This is a genomic window from Halomonas ventosae (assembly GCF_004363555.1).
GTDB classification, from domain to species: domain Bacteria; phylum Pseudomonadota; class Gammaproteobacteria; order Pseudomonadales; family Halomonadaceae; genus Halomonas; species Halomonas ventosae.
Map to the genome: position 1 here is coordinate 59,013 of NZ_SNZJ01000011.1, position 17,917 is coordinate 76,929.

Genomic DNA, 17,917 nt, shown 5'->3' on the forward strand with positions numbered 1-17,917 from the left:
CTGGCCCTGACCATACCCTTGGCCATAGCCCGGTCCCATCATCCCGGGACCCATCTGGCCCTGACCATACCCTTGGCCATAGCCCGGTCCCATCATCCCGGGACCCATCTGGCCCTGACCATACCCTTGGCCATAGCCCGGTCCCATCATCCCCGGGCCCATCTGGCCTTGGCCATACCCTTGGCCATAGCCCGGTCCCATCATCCCCGGGCCCATATGGCCCTGACCCTGGTCATAGCCGTGACCGTACCCGTGCCCTTGGCCCGGTCCCATCATCCCGGGGCCCATCTGGCCCTGACCATACCCTTGGCCATAGCCCGGTCCCATCATCCCGGGACCCATCTGGCCCGGACCATACCCGTGGCCATAACCCGGTCCCATCATCCCGGGACCCATCTGGCCCTGACCTGGACCGTAGCCGTGACCATAGCCCGGTCCCATCATCATGCCAGGACCCATCTGGCCCTGACCTTGGCCATAGCCCTGGCCATCCCGGTCATCGTCCATCATCCTCTGGGCGAGGGCGGTGCTGCTGGCACCCGCCCCCAGCGCCATGGCCAGGCCGAAGGCGAGCGACTGCTTGCGAAGGTTCATGAGGCATCTCCTGCGGGTTCACGAAGCGGGCCGGCCGTCGTGCCTGATCGCCGTGGCGTCAGGTCCGCGATGCTGGCCTGTCCTCCAGCATAGTCCGCCAGGCGTGCGTCCCCTTGACGCTTGTCAATCAAGCCGGTGACGTGCGCAACATCGGCCTGCCCATCACGGCCGAGGACGCGCCTCGAGCCATGCGACCAGCGCATCCAGGGGCATCGGCCGGGCGAACAGGAAGCCCTGGAAGACCTCGCAGCCGTGATGCTTCAGGTAGTCGTGCTGGTCGCGGGTCTCGATGCCCTCGGCGACCACCCTCAGGTCGAGCTCCCGGGCCAGGGTGATGACCCCCTGGCAGATGGCGGCATCCTTGTCGCTGGCGGTGACGTCCCTGACGAAGGTCCGGTCGATCTTGATCTTGTCGATGGGCAGCGTGCGCAGGTAGCCCAGGCTCGAGAAGCCGGTGCCGAAGTCATCGATGGCGGTGCTGATGCCCATGCCGTTCAAGGCATTGAGGATATCGATGGCGCCCTCGGTATCGCGCATCAGGATGCCCTCGGTGAGTTCCAGCTCCAGGTGGGAGGGCGGCAGGCCGGTCTCGTCCAGCACCCCCCTCAGGGTGGCCAGGAAGCTTGGCCGGTGGAACTGCATCGGCGAGAGATTGACCGCCATGCGCCCCGTGAGCAGGCCCTGGTCGACCAGGGAGCGGGCATCGCGGCAGGCCCGCGCCATCACCCAGCGGCTCAGCGGAATGATCTGGCCGGTCTCCTCGGAGAGCGGGATGAAGTCGGCGGGGGAGATGAACCCCTTGGTGGGGTGGCGCCAGCGTACCAGCGCCTCCAGCCCGTCGACGCGGCCGGCGGCGTCGAGCAGCGGCTGGTAGTACAGCACCAGCTGGTCGTGATCGATGGCCTCCTGCAGCTCGTTGCGCAGCATCACCCGCTGGGAGAGCTTGCTGTCCAGGTCGCCGGTGTAGCACTGGAAGGCGTTGCGCCCCTGTTGCTTGGCCTTGTACATGGCCATGTCGGCATGCTGGAGGAGCTTTTCGGGGTCCTCCAGGGGCTCGTCGTTGATGGCGATGCCGATGCTCGCCGAGATATGCAGCTCGTGGCCGTTGACCTTGTGGGGGCGGGTCAGCTCCAGCAGCAGGCGTTCGGCCACCTCCTCGGCTTCGGCGGGGTGCTCGAGGTCCGGCAGCAGCAGCACGAACTCGTCGCCGCCGAAGCGGGCCAGGGTATCGCTGGTGCGCAGTCCCGCGGCCAGGCGCCGGGCGACGCTGATCAGCAGCTGGTCACCCACCTTGTGACCCAGGGTGTCGTTGATCGGCTTGAACTCGTCCAGGTCGATGAAGAGCACCGCCAGGATCTGCGCATGGCGGCGGGCCAGGGCGAAGTCGTGGACCAGGCGGTCGCCGAACAGGGCGCGATTGGCGAGCCCAGTCAGGGCGTCGTGGGTGGCCTGGTAGGCCAGCTGGTTCTCCTGCTCCTTGCGCTCGGAGATGTCGTTCATGATGGCCACGAAGTGGGTCACCACGCCGTCGTCATCGTGGACCGGCGAGAGGAAGACCTGATTCCAGAACGGCGAGCCGTCGCGGCGGTGGGCACGAAGGGTGATCGAGAGGGTGCGTCCCTCGGCCAGGGCGTCGCGGATCTGCGCGACATCCCGCTCGTCGGTATCCGGCCCCCCCAGGAAACGGGGCGAGTGGCCCAGCACGTCCCGGGCCTGGTAGCCGGTGATGCGGGTGAAGGCGGGGTTGACGTAGACCGCCGGCTGGCCCGGCTGGCGGGCATCGGTGATGACCACGGCGTTGCTGCTGGCCTCCAGGCTGCGTTCCAGGATGCGTTGGCGCTGGGCGGCGGCCAGGCGCTCGCTGATGTCCTTGGCGATGCCGAAGACGCCGTCGACCTGACCATCGACCAGGATCGGCAGGAAGGTTACTTCCAGGTCCTGGGGCGCGGCGTCCTGGCGGTGGTAGCGCATCGTCAGGCTATGCGGTTGCCCGCTGGCGGCCGTCTGGAAACCGGCCTCCACGCGCTGCAGGTCGGCGGCCGACGTCGACGCCTCGTGCACGATGTCGCGGAAGGTCAGCCCCCGCCAGTCGCGCTCCCCCATCCCGATGATGGCCTGGGTCATGGGATTCAGGTTGCGATAGGTGCCGTGGCGGTCCATGGCGAACACCGCATCCGGGTTCTGGGTGAACAGCGACCGGAAGCGCTGCTCGCTGGTACTCAGGGCGCGGGCCTGTTCGTCGCGGATCGCCACCAGGGAGCGGCCGATGATCAGCTGGTAGGTGAGCAGCAGCCCCACCAGGCCGGCCCCGAGCGGCAGGCTGCCGGGCAGCGAGGCGAACAGCGGCGGCGTAGCGGCGGCGGTCAGGGTGAGCCGGGGGCCGTCGAGCAGGCGGGCCTCGGCGGTGGCCAGGGGGTGCCAGCCATCGTTCGGCGTCGGGGCCGGCAGCACGCTGATCGGCTGCCCGGCGCCGGCGATGGTGACCCGGAAGTCGCCGGTGTCGCGGCGCATCGTCTCGTGGATCAGCACGTCGAGGTCGAGGACCGCCAGCATCATCTGCTCGCTGCCGCCGCTGGCGCGCACGGCCAGGGTGACCATCCGCGGCCGCGCGGGATCGGGGAAGCGCCAGGCCATTTCGCTGTCCTGGCGCTCGATCTCGCGCAGCCAGGCCAGGGTCTCCGGCTCCACCAGCCGGTCCATCAGCCACAGCAGGGCCCGGGGGTGCCGGCCGCGGCGCCACACCGACTGCTCCTCGCCGTCGAGGAACACCAGGGCCTGCAGGCTCGCCTCGTCGTCGAAGTAGTTGCGTGCCTCCTCCTCGCGGACCCGCTTCTCGGGCAGGCTCCCGACCGCCTGCCAGCGTTTGGCCATGCGCTGGATGAACTCGGCCCGCGAGCGGGTGACCTCCTCGAGACTGATGGCCAGGTTGCCGGCCAGCTTCTCGGCGCTGGCCAGCCGCTCGTTGTGCTGGGTCCAGCTGCCCAGCAGCCACAGGGCCATGCTCAGGGCGACGCCGGCCACGCCGACGGTGACGGCGCGACGCGGCAGGGCCAGGATGGGCCGGACACGGTGTTCGGCGATGATCAGCATGCCGGCACCCAGCACCCCGCTGAAGAGCGCCCCCAGCAGGGTGAAGTCGTGGGCCAGCCAGGCGAGCAGGGGGCCCGTGTCAGGGCTCAGCAGGGCCGCGACCCCCAGCAGGCCGAGGACCAGGGCCAGCCCCCCGGCCGTGCGCCAGACGCGACGCCGCCACCGGCTCGCGAGCCCTATCGCACAGCACAGCGCGACCAGCAGGGTGAGCAGCGCCGGGGTCGTGTGCAGCCTGGGCCGGCCGGTCAGCCAGGAGAGGCCGGCGTCATCGGCTCCCGCCAGGAGGTTGTGGCCCAGGCTGTAGCCGGCGAAGACCAGCATGCCGAGCAATGCCGCGACACGGCAGCAGCGGCTGCCGCGCACCACGCCGGTCAGGCCGCCGCCGATCATCAGGATGGCCAGCGAGCCGTCCAGGCTGATGTCCAGCTGCGGCGGCACGGGGAACCGCGGGAAGAGGTCGAGCAGCAGGCCGCCGAGGCCCATCAGCAGGCTTCCGGCCAGCAGGATCAGCAGGCAGGCCTGCAGGGCGAGATCGCGGTTGTTCAGCTCCATCCGGTCGTCCATGTCCTGGTGTTATTGTGATATTCATGGCCGCTATTGCATTGCACCAATCGGTCAGGATGGTCATCCTGAGGGGCAGGGTCCGGCTTGGCAAGCACCGTCCATGGATGCACCCCGGGCGCCCCCTCAACCCTGGGCAACCCCTCGGGTTCACCGGGCGTGCCCGGCTCGGCCAATGAACCCACTTGCCCGTGTTATCAGCGAGGTATCGTCATGCTGCTCGAAGGCTCCTGCCACTGCGGCGCGGTGCACTTTCGCGTCGACGCCCCCCACCCCTACCCCTATCAGCGCTGCTACTGCTCGATCTGCCGCAAGACCGCCGGCGGTGGCGGCTACGCCATCAACCTGGGCGCCCGTGCCGAGACCCTCGAGGTGGAGGGCGCCGAGCACACTCGGGTCTACCACGCGGTGATCGACGGCGAGGAGAGCGCGGGCGAGCGCCACTTCTGCGGCCGCTGCGCCAGCGCGCTGTGGGTCTTCGATCCGGGCTGGCCCGAGCTGGTCCATCCCTTCGCCTCGGCGATCGACAGCGAACTGCCTGTCCCGCCCGAGCGGGTCCACCTGCTGCTCGACAGCAAGGCCGCCTGGGTGGAGGTCGAGGCCCGCGACAACGACCGCTGCTTCGCCGGCTACCCCGAGGAGAGCCTCGCCGAGTGGCACCGGCGCCTGGGTCTGGAACGCTAGCTGCCGGGACTGGCAGCGCGGTATGGCTGTGCCACAATGGCGCTGCCCCGATGGGCGGGCCGGGGGTACCCGGCAAGCGAGGCACGATGAGCGATGCACGGCGATAGGAGGTGCGCGGCGATGGCGGAACCGGCGGCAAGCAGGGAAGGGATCCCGGTGGGCATCAGCGCCTGCCTGATGGGCGAGCAGGTGCGCTACAACGGTGGGCACAAGCGCTCCCGCTACTGCCTGGAGGTCCTGCAGGAGCGCTTCGCCTTCGAGCCCTTCTGCCCCGAGCTAGAGGCCGGCCTCGGCGTGCCCCGCGACCCGATCCGGATGGTCGGGCTGCAGGGCGAGGAGCCCCGCGTGTTGGGCACCCGGGACCCCGGCATCGACGTCACCGAGCGGCTGGCCGACGTCAGTGCTGACTTTGCCGCCAGCCATCGTCACCTGCGCGGCTTCATCCTGATGAAGGGCTCGCCGAGCTGCGGGCTGGAGCGGGTCAAGGTCTACCATCCCAATGGCATGCCCAGCCATGCCGACTCGGGCGCCTTCGTGCGCGCCCTGCGTCGCCACTTCCCGGAGCTGCCGCTGGAGGAGGAGGCGCGTATGAACGACCCGGTGCTGCGCGAGAACTTCATCACCCGGGTCTACGCCTTCGACGACTGGAAGCGCCGGGTGGAGGCCGCCCCCAGCTATCATGCCCTGCTGCAGTTCCACAGCCGCCAGAAGTACCTGCTGATGGCCCACCACGTGGAGGCCTATCGCGAACTGGGGCGTTACCTGGCCGAGTCGAGCAAGGTGCCGCTGCAGGAGGCCATGACCCACTACCTGCAGCGCTTCATGGCGGCGCTGGGCCGGCCGGCGACCCGCAAGACCCACGCCAATGCGCTGATGCACGTGCTGGGCTACCTTCGGGAGGCGGTGGACGGCGAGACCCGCCAGGATCTGCTGGCGGCCATCGAGGACTATCGCCTGGGGCACGTGCACCTGGTGGTGCCGATCCGCCTGCTCAATCACTACGTGAAGCGCCACGGCTCGGACTATATCCGCGAGCAGACCTACCTGGACCCGCACCCCTACGAGCTGGGGCTGCGCAATACCATCTGACGGTGTTCCCGGCCCTCGGAGCTGTTTCCTCGATCAGGGCTGCCGCTCGTCGCGGGTCGAGCGCAGCAGCACCCGGTCCAGGGCCCGGGTGCCGAGCAGGCGCCTGAGGGTGCCGAACAGGTGGGTCGGCAGGGTCACATAGTAGCGCGCCCTGGGGCGCGGGCTCTCCAGGGCATGCACCAGCTTGTCGACCACCGCCTCGGCGCCGAGGGTGAAGCGCCCGCCGCCGTCGTCGCCGGCCAGCCGTGCCTCGACGGCCCGGTAGGTGTCGGCATGGGCGCTGTGGGTGGTATCGATATGCGCCTTGAAGGCGCGGTAGGCGTTCTCGCGAAAGCGGCTGGTGATGGGCCCCGGCTCGATCAGGCTGACCTGGATGCCGCTGCCGGTGAGCTCCAGGCGCAGGGTATCGGTGAGCCCCTCCAGGGCGAACTTTGAGCAGACGTAGGCGCCGCGGTAGGGCAGGGCGGCCAGGCCCAGCACCGAGCTGTTCTGCACGATGCGCCCGTGGCCCTGGCGGCGCATCGCCGGCAGCACACGGCAGGTGAGCTCGTGGGTGCCGAGCAGGTTGGTCTCCAGCTGGGCGCGCAGCACCTCGCGGCCGAGGTCCTCCACCGCCCCGGGCTGGCCGTAGGCGGCATTGTTGAACAGCGCATCGAGCCGTCCGCCGGTCGCCTCCAGAACCGTCGCGACACAGGCCTCGATCGAGGCGCTGTCATCGAGCTCCAGCGCCACGGCCGTAAGGCCCGAATCCCGCAGCCCGCCCAGGTCCGCCTCGCGTCGGGCGGTGGCGAACACGCGCCAGCCGCGGCGTGCCAGGGCGTGGGCAGCGGCGTGGCCGATGCCGCTGGAGCACCCGGTGACCAGCACGCTGCGGGGGGAGGCATCGGGAGAGACGGGCATCGGCGGGGCTCCAGGCAGGGGAACAGAAGAGGCCGGCGCTGCGGATGGCCGGCGAGTGCACCCCGCACTCTGTCGCCTGGCGCCCGGCCATGCAAGCCGGCCGCGAAGCCCCTACAATGCGCCCTTGTTCCGAGATCGAACCGCCATGCCCGCTATCCCCTCCCATGCCGAGCGCTTCACGCGTCTGACCGCCCTGTTGGCCGAGTGGCAGCCGCTGTGGCGGCCCCTGCCGTTCCAGCATCGTCGGCTTCCCTGGGCGGAGGCGCATCCCGGGCTTGCCGACCGCCTGCGCTCACTCGATGACGACGCCTGCACACGGCTGCAGGCCGAGCCCTTCACCGCCTCCCCCCTGGCCGAGCACCTGCCGGTGGCCGAGCTCGCCGCCCTGGTCGCGCTTCCCGAGCTACCGGGCGAGGGGCCAGACCTGCCGGCACAGTGGGCCGAGCACATGGGCGGGCGCAAGTGGCAGCAGGTCGCGGCCTTCGTGCCCCGCATGGCCGTGTTGCCGGAGGCCTCGCTGCTGGAGTGGTGCGCAGGCAAGGGCCACCTGGCGCGGACCCTGTCGCGCCGCCTCGACCGCGAGGTCACCGGCCTGGAGTGGCAGGCCGCCCTCTGCCGCGACGGCCAGGTGCTGGCCGAGCGGCAGGGTGCTCGGGTGCAGCTTGCCCAGCAGGACGTACTGGCCCCCGATGCCGCCCGCTGGCTCACGGCGGACACCCAGGTGGCGGCCCTGCATGCTTGCGGCGACCTGCACGGGCGGCTGATCGAGCTGGCCGCCGAGCAGGGCAGCGCCGTGACCCTGGCGCCCTGCTGCTATCACCGCACCGCGGAGGCGCACTACCGGCCGTACTCGCGACTCGGTCGCGCGCTGGTCGCCGAGCACGGCCTGTCGCTCTCCCGGGAGGATCTGGCCATGGCGGTGCAGGAGACCGTGACCGCCCCCCGCCATGTGCGCCGCCATCGCGAGCGGGCCAATGCCTGGCGGCTGGGCTTCGATGCCCTGCAGCGCCGGGTGCGGGGCCAGGATGGCTACCTGCCGGTACCGAGTCTCGCCTATGGCCGCCTGCCCGAGAGCTTCGCGGGCTTCTGCCGCTGGGCCGCCGAGCGCAAGGGGCTGGAGCTGCCGGCGGACATCGACTGGCATGCCTTCGAGCAGGAGGGGCGGCGGCGCCAGGCCGAGGTCACTCGCCTGGAGCTGGTCCGCCACCTCTTCCGGCGCCCGCTGGAGGTGTGGCTGGTGCTGGACCGCCAGCGACGGCTCGAGGAGGCGGGCTTCCGGGTCGAGCTCGGCACCTTCTGCGCCCGCGAGCTGACCCCGCGCAACCTGCTGCTGCGGGCCTCGCGGGGCTAGAGCGAGAACTTCTACACTTCAGCTGTTTCCCTTGTCAGGAGGAACCCGCCCGGGAGGTGTGAGATGAGCGATGGCAAGACCTATCACGGCGCCTGTTTCTGCGGTGCCGTCCAGCTGAAGGTAACCGGCGAGCCGGAGGCCATGGGCTACTGCCACTGCGAGGACTGCCGCCACTGGTCGGCGGGGCCGGTGAACGCCTTCACGCTCTGGAAGCCGGAGGCGGTGGAAGTGGTCCAGGGGGCCGATACGCTGGGTAGCTACCACAGGACGCCGGCCAGCCTGCGCCAGTGGTGCCGCAGCTGCGGGGGCCATGTGCTGACCGAGCATCCCGGCATGGGGCTGGTCGACGTCTATGCGGCGATCCTCCCCGGCCTCACCTTCGAGCCGGCCCTGCATGTCCACTATCAGGAGTCGGTGCTGCGCATTGCCGATGGCCTGCCCAAGATGCGCGACGTGCCCGCCGAGATGGGCGGCACGGGGGAGACCCTCGACGAGTGAGGTGATCACAGGGCGTCACTGCGCCTCCCGCGCCTCGAGCCAGGCCCGGAAGTAGTCCTGGATGCGCCCCAGGGTGCGGGCGTACCACGCCTCGTCCTTGGCCAGGGCGTTCTCGGCATTCAGCGGATGGGTGGGGATGTGCAGGCGCATGTCCACGCCGCTCTCGGGGTGGGTGGTGACGCGTACCGCCGCCGAGCGACGGGCCGGGCCGTAGGGAATGTGGCGCGACAGGTCGGCGAGGCGCTCGGTGGTGGTGGCGAAGCGCAGGAAGTCGCGGGCCATCTCGGGGTTGGCGGCGCCGCGGGGGATCGCCCAGGTCTCGTGCTCCTGGACCTGGCCGTCCCACAGGATCTCGATGGGTACCCCGCGGTTGACCATGGCGTCGAAGAAGCGGCCGTTGTAGCCCGAGGCCATCACCACCTCGCCCTCGGCCAGCAGCCGCGGCGGGACGTCGCCGGCCTCCCACCAGCGGATCTCGTCCAGCTCGTCGAGGCGCGCCAGTGCCAGGTCCAGACCGCGCCGGGTGCTCAGCAGGCCGTAGAGCTCCTCGTCTGGCACGCGATAGGAGAGCAGCGCCCACTCCAGGTTGACCGCCGGGGTGCGCTGCAACGCCCGGGGCCCGGGGAAGCGCCGCTGGTCGAAGAGGTCCGCGATGCTGTCGGGGCGCTTGCCGGGGAAGGCATCCCGGCGGTAGGCGACCACGGTGGCGAAGATGCTGTGGGTGATGGCGCAGCGCCCGAAGGAGTCCGGCAGGAAGTCCTCCTCCGCCAGCGTGCCGTCCGGGGCCGGCGCCAGCAGCGCGGGGGAGAGCGGCTCGAGCAGCCCCTCCGCGCAGGCGGCCATGGCCTCGCTGCGGGTCATGTCGATCAGGTCCCAGGGAACCTCGCCCTCGGCCACGGCGCGGCGCAGGCCCTCGAGCCCTCCGTCGTACTGCGCCACCTCGATGCGCGTGCCGGTGGCGGCGGTATAGGGGGAGAAGAGCGCGGCCTGCTGGGCGCGCTCGTAGGCCCCGCCCCAGCTCAGCACGGTGAGCGCGTCGTCGTCCGCCTGCCCGGGGACGGTGGCGAACAGCGCGAGCCCCAGCAGTGCCAACCTCGCTGCGCTCGCGGGCCACCGGCTGCGTTCATCCCGTGCCATGTTCCTCACGCCTCAGTTCGTCGCTGTGGGCCAGGTAGGCGCGAGCGATGCTCGACTCGAAGACCACGCCCCGGAAGGCGTCATCCGCGGCGGGGTCGACCACCGGCAGGGCCTCGCCGGTGACGTCCTGCAGCTCGGCCATGGCGTCCCACAGCGAGGTGTCAGGCTGCAGTACCGGCCGCGCCAGGGTCGCCACCTCGCCGACCAGTATCGGCCCGGTCGCCGATTCCCGCGCGGCCTCCAGGTCGGCCAGGCCCACGCAGCCCCGGTAGCGGCCCCGGCCATCGACCAGGTAGCCCTCGCCATGCCGCGCCCGGCACAGGGCGGTCACCGCTTCGGCCACCGGGGTCTGCGGGTGCAGGGTCACGCAGTCGTCGGTCAGGTGCTCGGCCACCGGGGTGGTGCGCAGCACGGCACGCCCGCGCCCGGCGGAGAGGTCCAGGCCGCGATGCTCGAGCTGGATGTCGAACAGCGAGCGGCCGAAGAGCTGGGCGGCGATGGGGCTGGCCAGGGTCACGCTGGCCAGGGCGGCGGTGGTCAGCGCATAGCTGCCGGTCAGTTCGAAGACGATCAGCAGGCTGGTCAGGGGCGCGCCGATCACCGGCGAGGTCACCGCCACCATGCCGCACACGGCATAGAAGACGAAGGTCTCCTGGGGCGCACCGCTGAGCTGGCCGACCAGGCTCCCGCACAGGGCGCCGAACAGGGTGCCGATGACCAGCGCCGGGCTGAACACCCCGCCGCTGAAGCCCATGCCCAGGCAGAGTCCCGTGGCGGCGATCTTGAGCAGCAGCACCAGCAGCAGCTCGGCGCTGCCGAAGGCGCCGGCGATGGTGGCGAAGCGCAAGGTCTCCTGACCCATGCCGAGGATGTCGGGCACCCAGAGGGCGGTGAGGCCCAGCACGGCACCGGCCAGGGCCGGGCGCAGCGACGGCGCGAGCGTCAGGGTGCCGGCCAGGCGCGTGACCCCGAGGATGGCGTGCATGTAGGCACCGGCGACCAGCGCGCCGAGGCCGCCGATGGCCAGGAAGGCCACGAACTCCCAGGGGCGAGGCACGGCGGTGTCGGCGACGTGGAAGAGGGCGCCGCGCTCGAGCACATTGGTGGCGATCACGTAGCCGACCAGCGCCGCCGCGGCCACCGGGGCGAAGGCACGCAGCGCGTAGTGGCGCAGCACCACCTCGTGGGCGAAGACGATGCCCGCCAGGGGGGCGTTGAAGGCGGTGGCGATGGCCGCGGCCACCCCGCAGGCGATGGTGATGTTGTCGTCCGAGCGTCCCAGGCGCAGCAGCCGGGCGCCCAGCGAGCCCAGGGTGGCGCCCAGGTGCACCAGGGGGCCGTACTGGCCCACCGAGGCCCCGGAGCCCAGCGAGACCAGCGCACTCAGCGCCGAGATGCCCCCCGCCCGGGCCGGCAGGCGGCCCCGGCGGGTCTGCACCGCGGCGATCACGTCGGCCGGGGCATGGGGGCGCCGTTCGGGAATCGCGCGGTGCAGCAGCCCGACCACCAGGCCGCCCAGCGCCGGCACCGCGACCGTGGCGGCCAGCAGGATGCCGGGGTGGTCGAACATCATGCGGCTGCGCGGCGAGACCAGCAGCAGCTCATTGAGGGCCAGCACGGCGCTGACGAAGGCCACGGCGGCGAGGGCGGCGATCGCGCCGACCAGCGCCCCCAGGAGCACGAGGCCCAGGAAGCGGACCACGGCCAGCGGGCCGCGACCGGAAGCGGGGCGTGCCGGAAGGGTGTCCATCCTCAAGGTGTAGGCGGCCCCCCGGTGCAGGGCAAGTGACGCCCCGCCTGCCGGGTCTGGCCTCGGCGCCCTCCCGGGCGCGACGGGTCAGGCGGCCCGGGCGTGGTCGGCCGCGGCGAAGCGGCGGTGCAGCCAGGCGTTGATGTCGTCGGACTCGTAGAGCCACTCGGTGGGGCCGTCGTCGTGGGCGATCTTCAGGCAGGGCACCTTGACCCGCCCGCCGCCCTCTTCGAGTTCGCGACGGTGGTCGGGGTCGAGCTGGGCATCGCGCAGCTCGATCGGCAGGCCGAGGCGGGCGATCTCCTTGCGCACCTTGATGCAGAACGGGCAGGTGCGGAACTGGTAGAGCGCCAGGTGGCGGCACGCCTCGTCGACCCGGGCCTGCTCCGCCGGGCTGCGCTCGACGGCCTGGGGGGTGGAGAGCTTCTCGGAGACCAGCATGACCGGCGCCAGCACCAGGCGCAGGCCGCGAAAGAAGGTACGAATCAGGATTCTCATCGGCGGTGGTGAACCTCGCGGACGATGGATGGGTCAGGGGCGCCCATGATGCCTGTCGTGGCCTTCGGTTGCGAGAACGTCGACGGGCCGCGACCTCTCGGTCGCGGCCCGTCTCGCCTCCAGGTGGCTCGTCAGTGGTGGCGGCTGAATTGTCCGTGCGGGCTCGCCGTCATCAGGCGGTCGAACTCGCTGCCGCTCATGTGCACCAGGGTCTCGTGGTCACCGGCCTCGAAGTAGATGTCGGGCTGGTGGCGCAGCAGGTCATCGATGTAGACCTGCAGGCCATAGGCCTGACCGACCGGGGTGGTGGCGCCCGGGTCGCAGTCCTTGAAGCAGTCGGCGATCTCGTCCTCCGAGGCGAGCTCGACCTTCTCGTGGAAGAGCTCCGAGAGCCGCTCGAGGTCGGCGTCGCGGGTGCTCGGGACCACGGCCAGGCGGTAGCCCGCCTCGCCGTGCAGCATGACCGCCTTGGCCAGCTGGTTGCCGGCGATATGTGCCTGCTGGGCGATGCGGCTGGTGGTCACTTCGCGCGGGTGGGGCACCTCCTCGAAGTCGATGTCACAGGCTCGGAGGTACTCCCGTATCGTCATGGGCATGCTCAAGACACTTCCTCCTTCGGCCACGCTGGGCCGGGAACGACAGTGATTGCCTCCCTTGCGTCGATGGTGCTTTCCATGCCTTCAGCATAGCCGTTCCCGACAGACGTCGGGATGCTCGTTGTGGGCCAGCGGCTCGCCCTGCCGGGGTCTCAGCTCGCGGGGGGCGGGAAGCGTGCCAGCACCTCCTGGCGCTCGCCGTCGCGACGGATCTCCAGCGGCAACAGGGTGCCGGGGGCCTGGCGGCCGATCACGGCGGTGAGGTCGGCGGGTTGCGCCATGGGCCGGCCGGCGGCGGTGACGATGACATCCCCCTCGGCGAGGCCGGCCGCCTCGGCCACGCTGCCGGGGGCAATGCCCTGGACGAGCACTCCCTCCGCGTGATCGCCGATCAGCACCCCCAGGCGCGGTGGCTCGGGGGGCTGGAAGGCCGATTCGTCGCCCAGCACGTAGCGGGCATCGGCCCGGGTTGCGGGCGGCTCGCAGTCGGGGCCCGGCGTCCAGGGCAGCAGGCTGCGATGGTCGCGAAGGCCCAGGTCGTCGAGCTGGTAGGGCACGCCATCGCCGTCGGCCAGGTGGCCCTCGCCCATCAGCCCCGCCACCAGGGGACCCTGCGCGGCGGCATCGGCCAGAGCGGTGGCCATGGCGCGGTCCCAGACCAGCTGGGCCGCGATGAAGCGCTCGAGGTCCGCCGGGTCGTCGTCGCGGTCGGCATGCTCGGCGTAGATCGCCTCCAGCGACGCCCGGTAGGCAGGCGTGGCCGGGGCGGGGGGCGTGATGCCGAAGCGCTCCTGCTCGGGGACCGCGTCCCAGCCTTCGGTGGCCAGCCGGCCGCGCAGCGCCGGGGTGACGTTGAGCGCCAGCAGCGGGATCCGCTGCATGCGGGCGAAATGGAGGATCGGCATGTAGAGCTCGGGGTCGAAGCCCCAGGCGCGGTTCCAGTCGCTCTGCTCGAGGAAGTCCGCCACGTCGAGCTCGCCGGCCACCCAGGCGTCCAGCGCCGGCTGGGCCTCCCGGGGCAGCATCTCCAGCCCGATCACCATCCCCGGGCGATGGGCATGCAGGGCGGCCAGGGTGTGGAGCTGCCAGCGGTGGTGGTCGAGGCGGTCGTGCTGTTCGCCGAGCAGCACCACCTCGCTCCTGGCGAGCTCCGCCATCAGCCCGGCCGTGGTCAGCGTCTCGCCGCCGGCGACCTGCCATTGCCCGGGCACCGGGCAGTCGTCGGCCAGGGCGGCGAGCGGTGCCAGCCAGGCCAGGGCGGTACCCAGGCAGAGGGCGCGGACGGGGAAGGCGCGGGAACGCGACATGGGCGTCTCTCGATGGACGGGAACACGCCCAGCCTACCCCGAGGCCCGGCGGGCGAAAAGCACCCTGGCGAGACCCCCCTGGCGGTGACGGGGCCGCGGCGCCTGGGCGATACTGGTGTCGGCGTCGTCCATGGCGGACGACCATCGACCAGCGGGGAGAGAGGATGGGACCGTACCGGAGACGCGCCGCTTGCCTGGCGGCGACGCTGCTCGCCGGGCTGCTGCTCACGGGCTGTGGTGGAGAGGCGCCGGCCAGCGAGGTACCCCTGCCGGTGCTGGCCAACAATCCCGCCGCCCATGACGACAGCCGGGTCGCCACCCGCGGCGTGGTGCGCCACTTCGACGACCCGCTGCACTACTGGATCGAGGACGAGGACCTCAATCGGGTCGAGATCTTCCCCCACGAGCGGATCGCGCCCCACCTGGGCGAGGCCGTGCGGGTCGAGGGCCATTTCCGCTTCTCGCCTCGCGAGGGACGACGGCTGACCCTGGAGAGCGTCGAGCGGCTGGAGAGCGAATGATGTCGGTGGCAGGGCGCGCGATCCGGGAGCGGCTGGGGGAGCGCCCCTCCCTCCCGGAGGGGCAGGGGCGCATCGCGGCGATCGACCTCGCTCGTGGCGTGGCCATCGCCCTGATGATCGTCAGCCATGCGGTGAGCGGACTCTTGGGCATCGGCCAGGTCCCGGAGTGGGGAATGGTACCCATCCACCTGCTCACCAAGTTCTCCTCGTCGCTGTTCATCACGGTGTTCGGCATCGCCCTGGCGGTGGCCTTCCTGCCCAAGACCGACGCCCCCGACTGGCCAAGGCGGCGCCTGAAACTGATGCTGCGCGGGGTCGAGGTGTTGTTCTGGTACAAGGTGCTCACCGTCGTCGAGATGCTGCCGCTCTACGCCCCCCCGGACATCCTCGATACCCTGCTCTACCAGCGCTTTCCCATCTGGGTGGAGATACTGGGCTTCTACGCCATCGCCTTGTTGTGGATCCCCTGGGTGCTGCCGCTGTGGCGCAGGATGCCGCTCTGGTCGAGGCTGGCCGCCCCGCTGGTCGTGGCGCTGCTGGCCGGCTGGCTGGAGCGCCACTTTGCCTTCTGGGGCATCGAGCCGCTCAAGGCGATCCTTGTCGAGGACGACAACCACTACACCTGGGGACAGCTCTCGCGGCTGCCGCTGGTGATGCTCGGCCTGCTGATCGGCGAGGGGGTGCTGCGCTGCCGCGAGCGCGACGCGCTGCGCCATCGTCTGGCGCCGGCTCTGGCCGCGGTCGGCGCGGCCATGCTGCTGGGGTTCGTGGCGCTCTCGCTGCCCGGGCTCGACGCGGCGCTGATGGCGGTGGCCCGCAACGCGGGCAAGCACCCGCCGGGGCTCGCCTTCATGCTCTTCAGCCTCGGCGGGGCGCTGCTGGTGCTCGCCCTCTGCCTGGCGGGAGGCGCGCGGGCCGCGGCCTGGCTGCGCCCGATCACGGTCGTCGGATCGGATGCCCTGGCGGCCTTCATCTTCCATATCGTGGTGATCTTCGGGGTCTTCCGCCTGCTGCTCGAGGCCTGGCAGGCCTACGGCTATCCCCAGGTGCTGGGCATCGGCCTGGCGCTGGTGCCGGCCACCGCGGCCTGGATCGCCCTGACCCGCTGGATCGGGGCGCGGTCATGAGGCGCTGGCTCACTCGCCTGGTCGGGGCGGGGCTGCTCTCGCTGTGGGGGCTGCCGGGTGCTGCGGCGCCCCTCGAGTCGCGCCTGGCGGCACTGGAGGCCGGTTTTCCCGGCGAGCTGGGGGTGCACGTCCGGGAACTCGACGGCGGACGGACCCTGGGCTGGCGGGACGAGGAGCCCTGGTACCTGGCCTCGCTGGTCAAGGTGCCGGTGGCCATCGAGCTGATGGCCCGGGTGGAGGCGGGGGCGCTGTCGCTCGACGACCGGCTGACGCTAGACGAGAGCGACTACGTGGACGGGGCGGGTCCCACCAACTGGGCGCCGCCCGGCACGCGGCTCTCGCTCGAGACGCTGCTCGAGGCGATGCTGACGGTCAGCGACAACACCGCCACGGACATGCTGATTCGCCACCTCGGCCTCGCCGCGGTCAACGCGCGGGCCCGGGCCCTGGTGCCCGAGGGGCTGGGGCCGATCACCGCCCTGGTGGACGTGCGTCGTCAGGTCTACGCCCGGTTGCACCACCAGGCCTTCGCCCTGGACGGGCTCGACTTCATCGAGCTGCAGAAGCGCGACGACGACCCGGCGCGGCTCGATTGGCTGTCGCGGCGTCTCGGGGTGCCGCACTCGGCATGGCGGCTGCCGTCGTTGGATGCCGCCTTCGACGCCTACTATGCCGGGGCCCTCAACAGCGGCCGGCTGGATGCCTTCGCCGAACTGCTGGCCGCGCTCGCCGAGGGACGGGCATTGGGCCCCGAGGCCACCGCGCGACTGCTGGGCCTGATGGCCCGGACCCGCAGCGGGGAGCGCCGCCTCAAGGCCGGCTTCGGGCCGGCCACCTCCTTTTCCCACAAGACCGGCACCCAGCGCCGGCGGGCCTGCGATGCGGGCATCGTCGACACCGGTGAGCGCCGCCGGCTGGTGGTCGCCTGTGTCCGCGGCGTGGCGGAGGTGGCGATGGCCGAGCGCGCCCTGCACGACATCGGGCGCGTGCTGCGCGAGCACTGGTGAGCAGACGCTCCTCTCCTGGCGCAGGGCTGGCGGGCCTGGCCTCGCTGCCGGTTGCCGTCACGCGGGCGCCATGAAACACTGTTCGCAAAGAGTCCCCTTTTCCCGATGACATCCCCGAGCCCATGCATACCATGACCCCTTCCACGATCACCCCCCTGGCCAGGCGCTGTCGCCCCCTGGCGCTCTCCCTCGCGCTGCTGCTCCTGCCGGCCGTGGCGCTGGCCGAGGCGGAGTGGCCCCGCGGCCACTATCCGCTGCCCGAGACGGGCAACATGGTCGGCGAGGTCTATACCGTCGAGACGCGCGAGGGCGAGACCCTGCTCGACATCGCCCGCGAGCACAACATCGGCTACGAGGAGATCCGCAACGCGAACCCGGAGGTCAGCCTCTGGGCCCCCGACCCCGGCACCGAGGTGGTGATCCCGGCGCGCTACATCCTGCCCCCGGCGCAGCGCGAGGGCGTGGTGATCAACGTGGCCGAGCTGCGCCTCTACTACTACCCGGATACCGCCGAGGGCGAGACACCCCGGGTGGAGACCTACCCCATCGGCATCGGCCGGGAGGGCTTCAACACCCCGCTGGGCGTGACCAAGACCACCATGAAGCTCAAGGACCCGGCCTGGTACCCGCCCGAATCGGTCCGCCAGGAGGCGAAGGAGAACGGCGAGCCGCCGCCCGAGGTGGTGCCGCCCGGCCCGGACAACCCGCTGGGCCAGCACGCCATCATGCTCGACATCCCGGGCTACCTGATCCACGGCACCAACCGGCCGGACGGCATCGGCATGCGCGCCAGCCGCGGCTGCATCCGCATGATGCCGGAGACTATCGAGGCGCTCTTCTCGCGGATCGAGGTCGGTGAGCGGGTCAACATCATCGAGATGCCGGTGAAGGTGGGCCAGGAGGGCGAGCGCCTCTACGTGCAGTCCTTCAAGTCCCTCGAGGAGCAGGAGAACGGCATGGGCGACCTGCTGGAGGCGCTCGGCCAGCTGCAGGCGAACGAGGCCGCGGCCGACATCCCGGTGGACTATGCCCGGCTGCGCGAGTCGCTGGAGGCCAGCAGCTGGCAGCCGGTCGCGCTCGCGCCCCTGCCGGAAGCGGCCATCGAGCCCGAGCCGCTGCAGTGGTTCGACGAGATCCTGGCCATGCGGCCCTGGCACGGCCAGCTGGAGACCCGCCAGGAAGGGTGACGACAGCCGGAAAAGGGAAT

The 17,917-nt window shown here is 71.2% G+C and carries 15 protein-coding genes; 8 read left to right on the forward strand and 7 right to left on the reverse strand.

The genetic code is table 11. From position 1 onward, the window contains the following. Positions 1-756 precede the first annotated feature (756 nt). On the reverse strand, positions 757-4,236 hold the full coding sequence (locus tag DFP85_RS10865; RefSeq protein WP_133636303.1) for a putative bifunctional diguanylate cyclase/phosphodiesterase: 3,480 nt from the start codon (positions 4,234-4,236) through the stop codon (positions 757-759). Between the two features lie 222 nt (positions 4,237-4,458). Here DFP85_RS10865 and DFP85_RS10870 point away from each other — a divergent pair, with 222 nt between their 5' ends. Both DFP85_RS10870 and DFP85_RS10875 read left to right on the forward strand, forming a co-directional pair. Further along, a complete protein-coding gene (locus DFP85_RS10870) occupies positions 4,459-4,929 on the forward strand; it encodes a GFA family protein (protein WP_133636304.1) in 471 nt (156 codons plus the stop codon). A gap of 120 nt (positions 4,930-5,049) precedes the next feature. After that, entirely contained in the window at positions 5,050-6,018 is a 969-nt protein-coding gene (locus tag DFP85_RS10875; protein ID WP_133636305.1) for a YbgA family protein, read from the forward strand. Positions 6,019-6,051: 33 nt separating this feature from the next. On the opposite strand, the gene DFP85_RS10880 is transcribed toward DFP85_RS10875, so the two are convergent. Continuing rightward, on the reverse strand, positions 6,052-6,918 hold the full coding sequence (locus tag DFP85_RS10880; RefSeq protein ID WP_133636306.1) for an SDR family oxidoreductase: 867 nt from the start codon (positions 6,916-6,918) through the stop codon (positions 6,052-6,054). Between the two features lie 145 nt (positions 6,919-7,063). Between DFP85_RS10880 and DFP85_RS10885 the strand changes: the two genes are divergently transcribed. Further along, a complete protein-coding gene (locus DFP85_RS10885; RefSeq protein ID WP_133636307.1) occupies positions 7,064-8,269 on the forward strand; it encodes a methyltransferase in 1,206 nt (401 codons plus the stop codon). A gap of 63 nt (positions 8,270-8,332) precedes the next feature. After that, positions 8,333-8,767, forward strand: coding sequence for a GFA family protein (locus DFP85_RS10890; RefSeq protein WP_133636308.1), 435 nt, complete (start codon positions 8,333-8,335; stop codon positions 8,765-8,767). A gap of 15 nt (positions 8,768-8,782) precedes the next feature. Here DFP85_RS10890 and DFP85_RS10895 read toward each other — a convergent pair whose 3' ends face one another. From DFP85_RS10895 to DFP85_RS10915, 5 genes are all read right to left on the reverse strand, one after another. Next, the gene (locus DFP85_RS10895) at positions 8,783-9,904 is read right to left on the reverse strand and encodes an extracellular solute-binding protein (RefSeq protein WP_133636309.1); all 1,122 of its coding nucleotides are present in this window, start codon (positions 9,902-9,904) and stop codon (positions 8,783-8,785) included. After that, entirely contained in the window at positions 9,891-11,654 is a 1,764-nt protein-coding gene (locus DFP85_RS10900; RefSeq protein ID WP_133636310.1) for a chloride channel protein, read from the reverse strand. The genes DFP85_RS10895 and DFP85_RS10900 overlap by 14 nt, the downstream gene beginning before the upstream one ends. An 87-nt stretch (positions 11,655-11,741) precedes the next feature. Continuing rightward, entirely contained in the window at positions 11,742-12,152 is a 411-nt protein-coding gene (locus tag DFP85_RS10905) for a glutaredoxin family protein (RefSeq protein WP_133636311.1), read from the reverse strand. Between the two features lie 131 nt (positions 12,153-12,283). Then, on the reverse strand, positions 12,284-12,748 hold the full coding sequence (locus tag DFP85_RS10910; RefSeq protein WP_166644635.1) for an aminoacyl-tRNA deacylase: 465 nt from the start codon (positions 12,746-12,748) through the stop codon (positions 12,284-12,286). A gap of 152 nt (positions 12,749-12,900) precedes the next feature. Beyond that, positions 12,901-14,055, reverse strand: coding sequence for a ChaN family lipoprotein (locus DFP85_RS10915; protein ID WP_133636313.1), 1,155 nt, complete (start codon positions 14,053-14,055; stop codon positions 12,901-12,903). Between the two features lie 164 nt (positions 14,056-14,219). Between DFP85_RS10915 and DFP85_RS10920 the strand changes: the two genes are divergently transcribed. From DFP85_RS10920 to DFP85_RS10935, 4 genes are all read left to right on the forward strand, one after another. Further along, on the forward strand, positions 14,220-14,576 hold the full coding sequence (locus DFP85_RS10920; RefSeq protein WP_133636314.1) for a hypothetical protein: 357 nt from the start codon (positions 14,220-14,222) through the stop codon (positions 14,574-14,576). After that, the gene (locus tag DFP85_RS10925; RefSeq protein ID WP_243737275.1) at positions 14,573-15,703 is read left to right on the forward strand and encodes a heparan-alpha-glucosaminide N-acetyltransferase domain-containing protein; all 1,131 of its coding nucleotides are present in this window, start codon (positions 14,573-14,575) and stop codon (positions 15,701-15,703) included. Before DFP85_RS10920 ends, DFP85_RS10925 begins: the two co-directional genes overlap by 4 nt. Continuing rightward, positions 15,700-16,710 (forward strand): serine hydrolase, encoded by a 1,011-nt coding sequence (locus DFP85_RS10930; RefSeq protein WP_133636315.1) that lies wholly within the window; start codon positions 15,700-15,702, stop codon positions 16,708-16,710. The genes DFP85_RS10925 and DFP85_RS10930 overlap by 4 nt, the downstream gene beginning before the upstream one ends. A 131-nt stretch (positions 16,711-16,841) precedes the next feature. Continuing rightward, positions 16,842-17,897 carry a L,D-transpeptidase family protein gene (locus tag DFP85_RS10935; protein ID WP_133636316.1) on the forward strand — a complete coding sequence of 352 codons (1,056 nt, stop codon included), beginning with the start codon at positions 16,842-16,844 and terminating at the stop codon, positions 17,895-17,897. The last annotated feature ends 20 nt before the right edge of the window (positions 17,898-17,917 follow it).

Coding starts and splice junctions, on each gene's coding strand:
- DFP85_RS10910 (WP_166644635.1), bottom strand. CDS start 12,748: ATGCCCATGACGATACGGGAGTACCTCCGAGCCTGTGACATCGACTTC.
- DFP85_RS10885 (WP_133636307.1), top strand. CDS start 7,064: ATGCCCGCTATCCCCTCCCATGCCGAGCGCTTCACGCGTCTGACCGCC.
- DFP85_RS10890 (WP_133636308.1), top strand. CDS start 8,333: ATGAGCGATGGCAAGACCTATCACGGCGCCTGTTTCTGCGGTGCCGTC.
- DFP85_RS10870 (WP_133636304.1), top strand. CDS start 4,459: ATGCTGCTCGAAGGCTCCTGCCACTGCGGCGCGGTGCACTTTCGCGTC.
- DFP85_RS10880 (WP_133636306.1), bottom strand. CDS start 6,918: ATGCCCGTCTCTCCCGATGCCTCCCCCCGCAGCGTGCTGGTCACCGGG.
- DFP85_RS10895 (WP_133636309.1), bottom strand. CDS start 9,904: ATGGCACGGGATGAACGCAGCCGGTGGCCCGCGAGCGCAGCGAGGTTG.
- DFP85_RS10925 (WP_243737275.1), top strand. CDS start 14,573: ATGATGTCGGTGGCAGGGCGCGCGATCCGGGAGCGGCTGGGGGAGCGC.
- DFP85_RS10935 (WP_133636316.1), top strand. CDS start 16,842: ATGACCCCTTCCACGATCACCCCCCTGGCCAGGCGCTGTCGCCCCCTG.
- DFP85_RS10875 (WP_133636305.1), top strand. CDS start 5,050: ATGGCGGAACCGGCGGCAAGCAGGGAAGGGATCCCGGTGGGCATCAGC.
- DFP85_RS10900 (WP_133636310.1), bottom strand. CDS start 11,654: ATGGACACCCTTCCGGCACGCCCCGCTTCCGGTCGCGGCCCGCTGGCC.
- DFP85_RS10905 (WP_133636311.1), bottom strand. CDS start 12,152: ATGAGAATCCTGATTCGTACCTTCTTTCGCGGCCTGCGCCTGGTGCTG.
- DFP85_RS10930 (WP_133636315.1), top strand. CDS start 15,700: ATGAGGCGCTGGCTCACTCGCCTGGTCGGGGCGGGGCTGCTCTCGCTG.
- DFP85_RS10920 (WP_133636314.1), top strand. CDS start 14,220: ATGGGACCGTACCGGAGACGCGCCGCTTGCCTGGCGGCGACGCTGCTC.
- DFP85_RS10865 (WP_133636303.1), bottom strand. CDS start 4,236: ATGGAGCTGAACAACCGCGATCTCGCCCTGCAGGCCTGCCTGCTGATC.
- DFP85_RS10915 (WP_133636313.1), bottom strand. CDS start 14,055: ATGTCGCGTTCCCGCGCCTTCCCCGTCCGCGCCCTCTGCCTGGGTACC.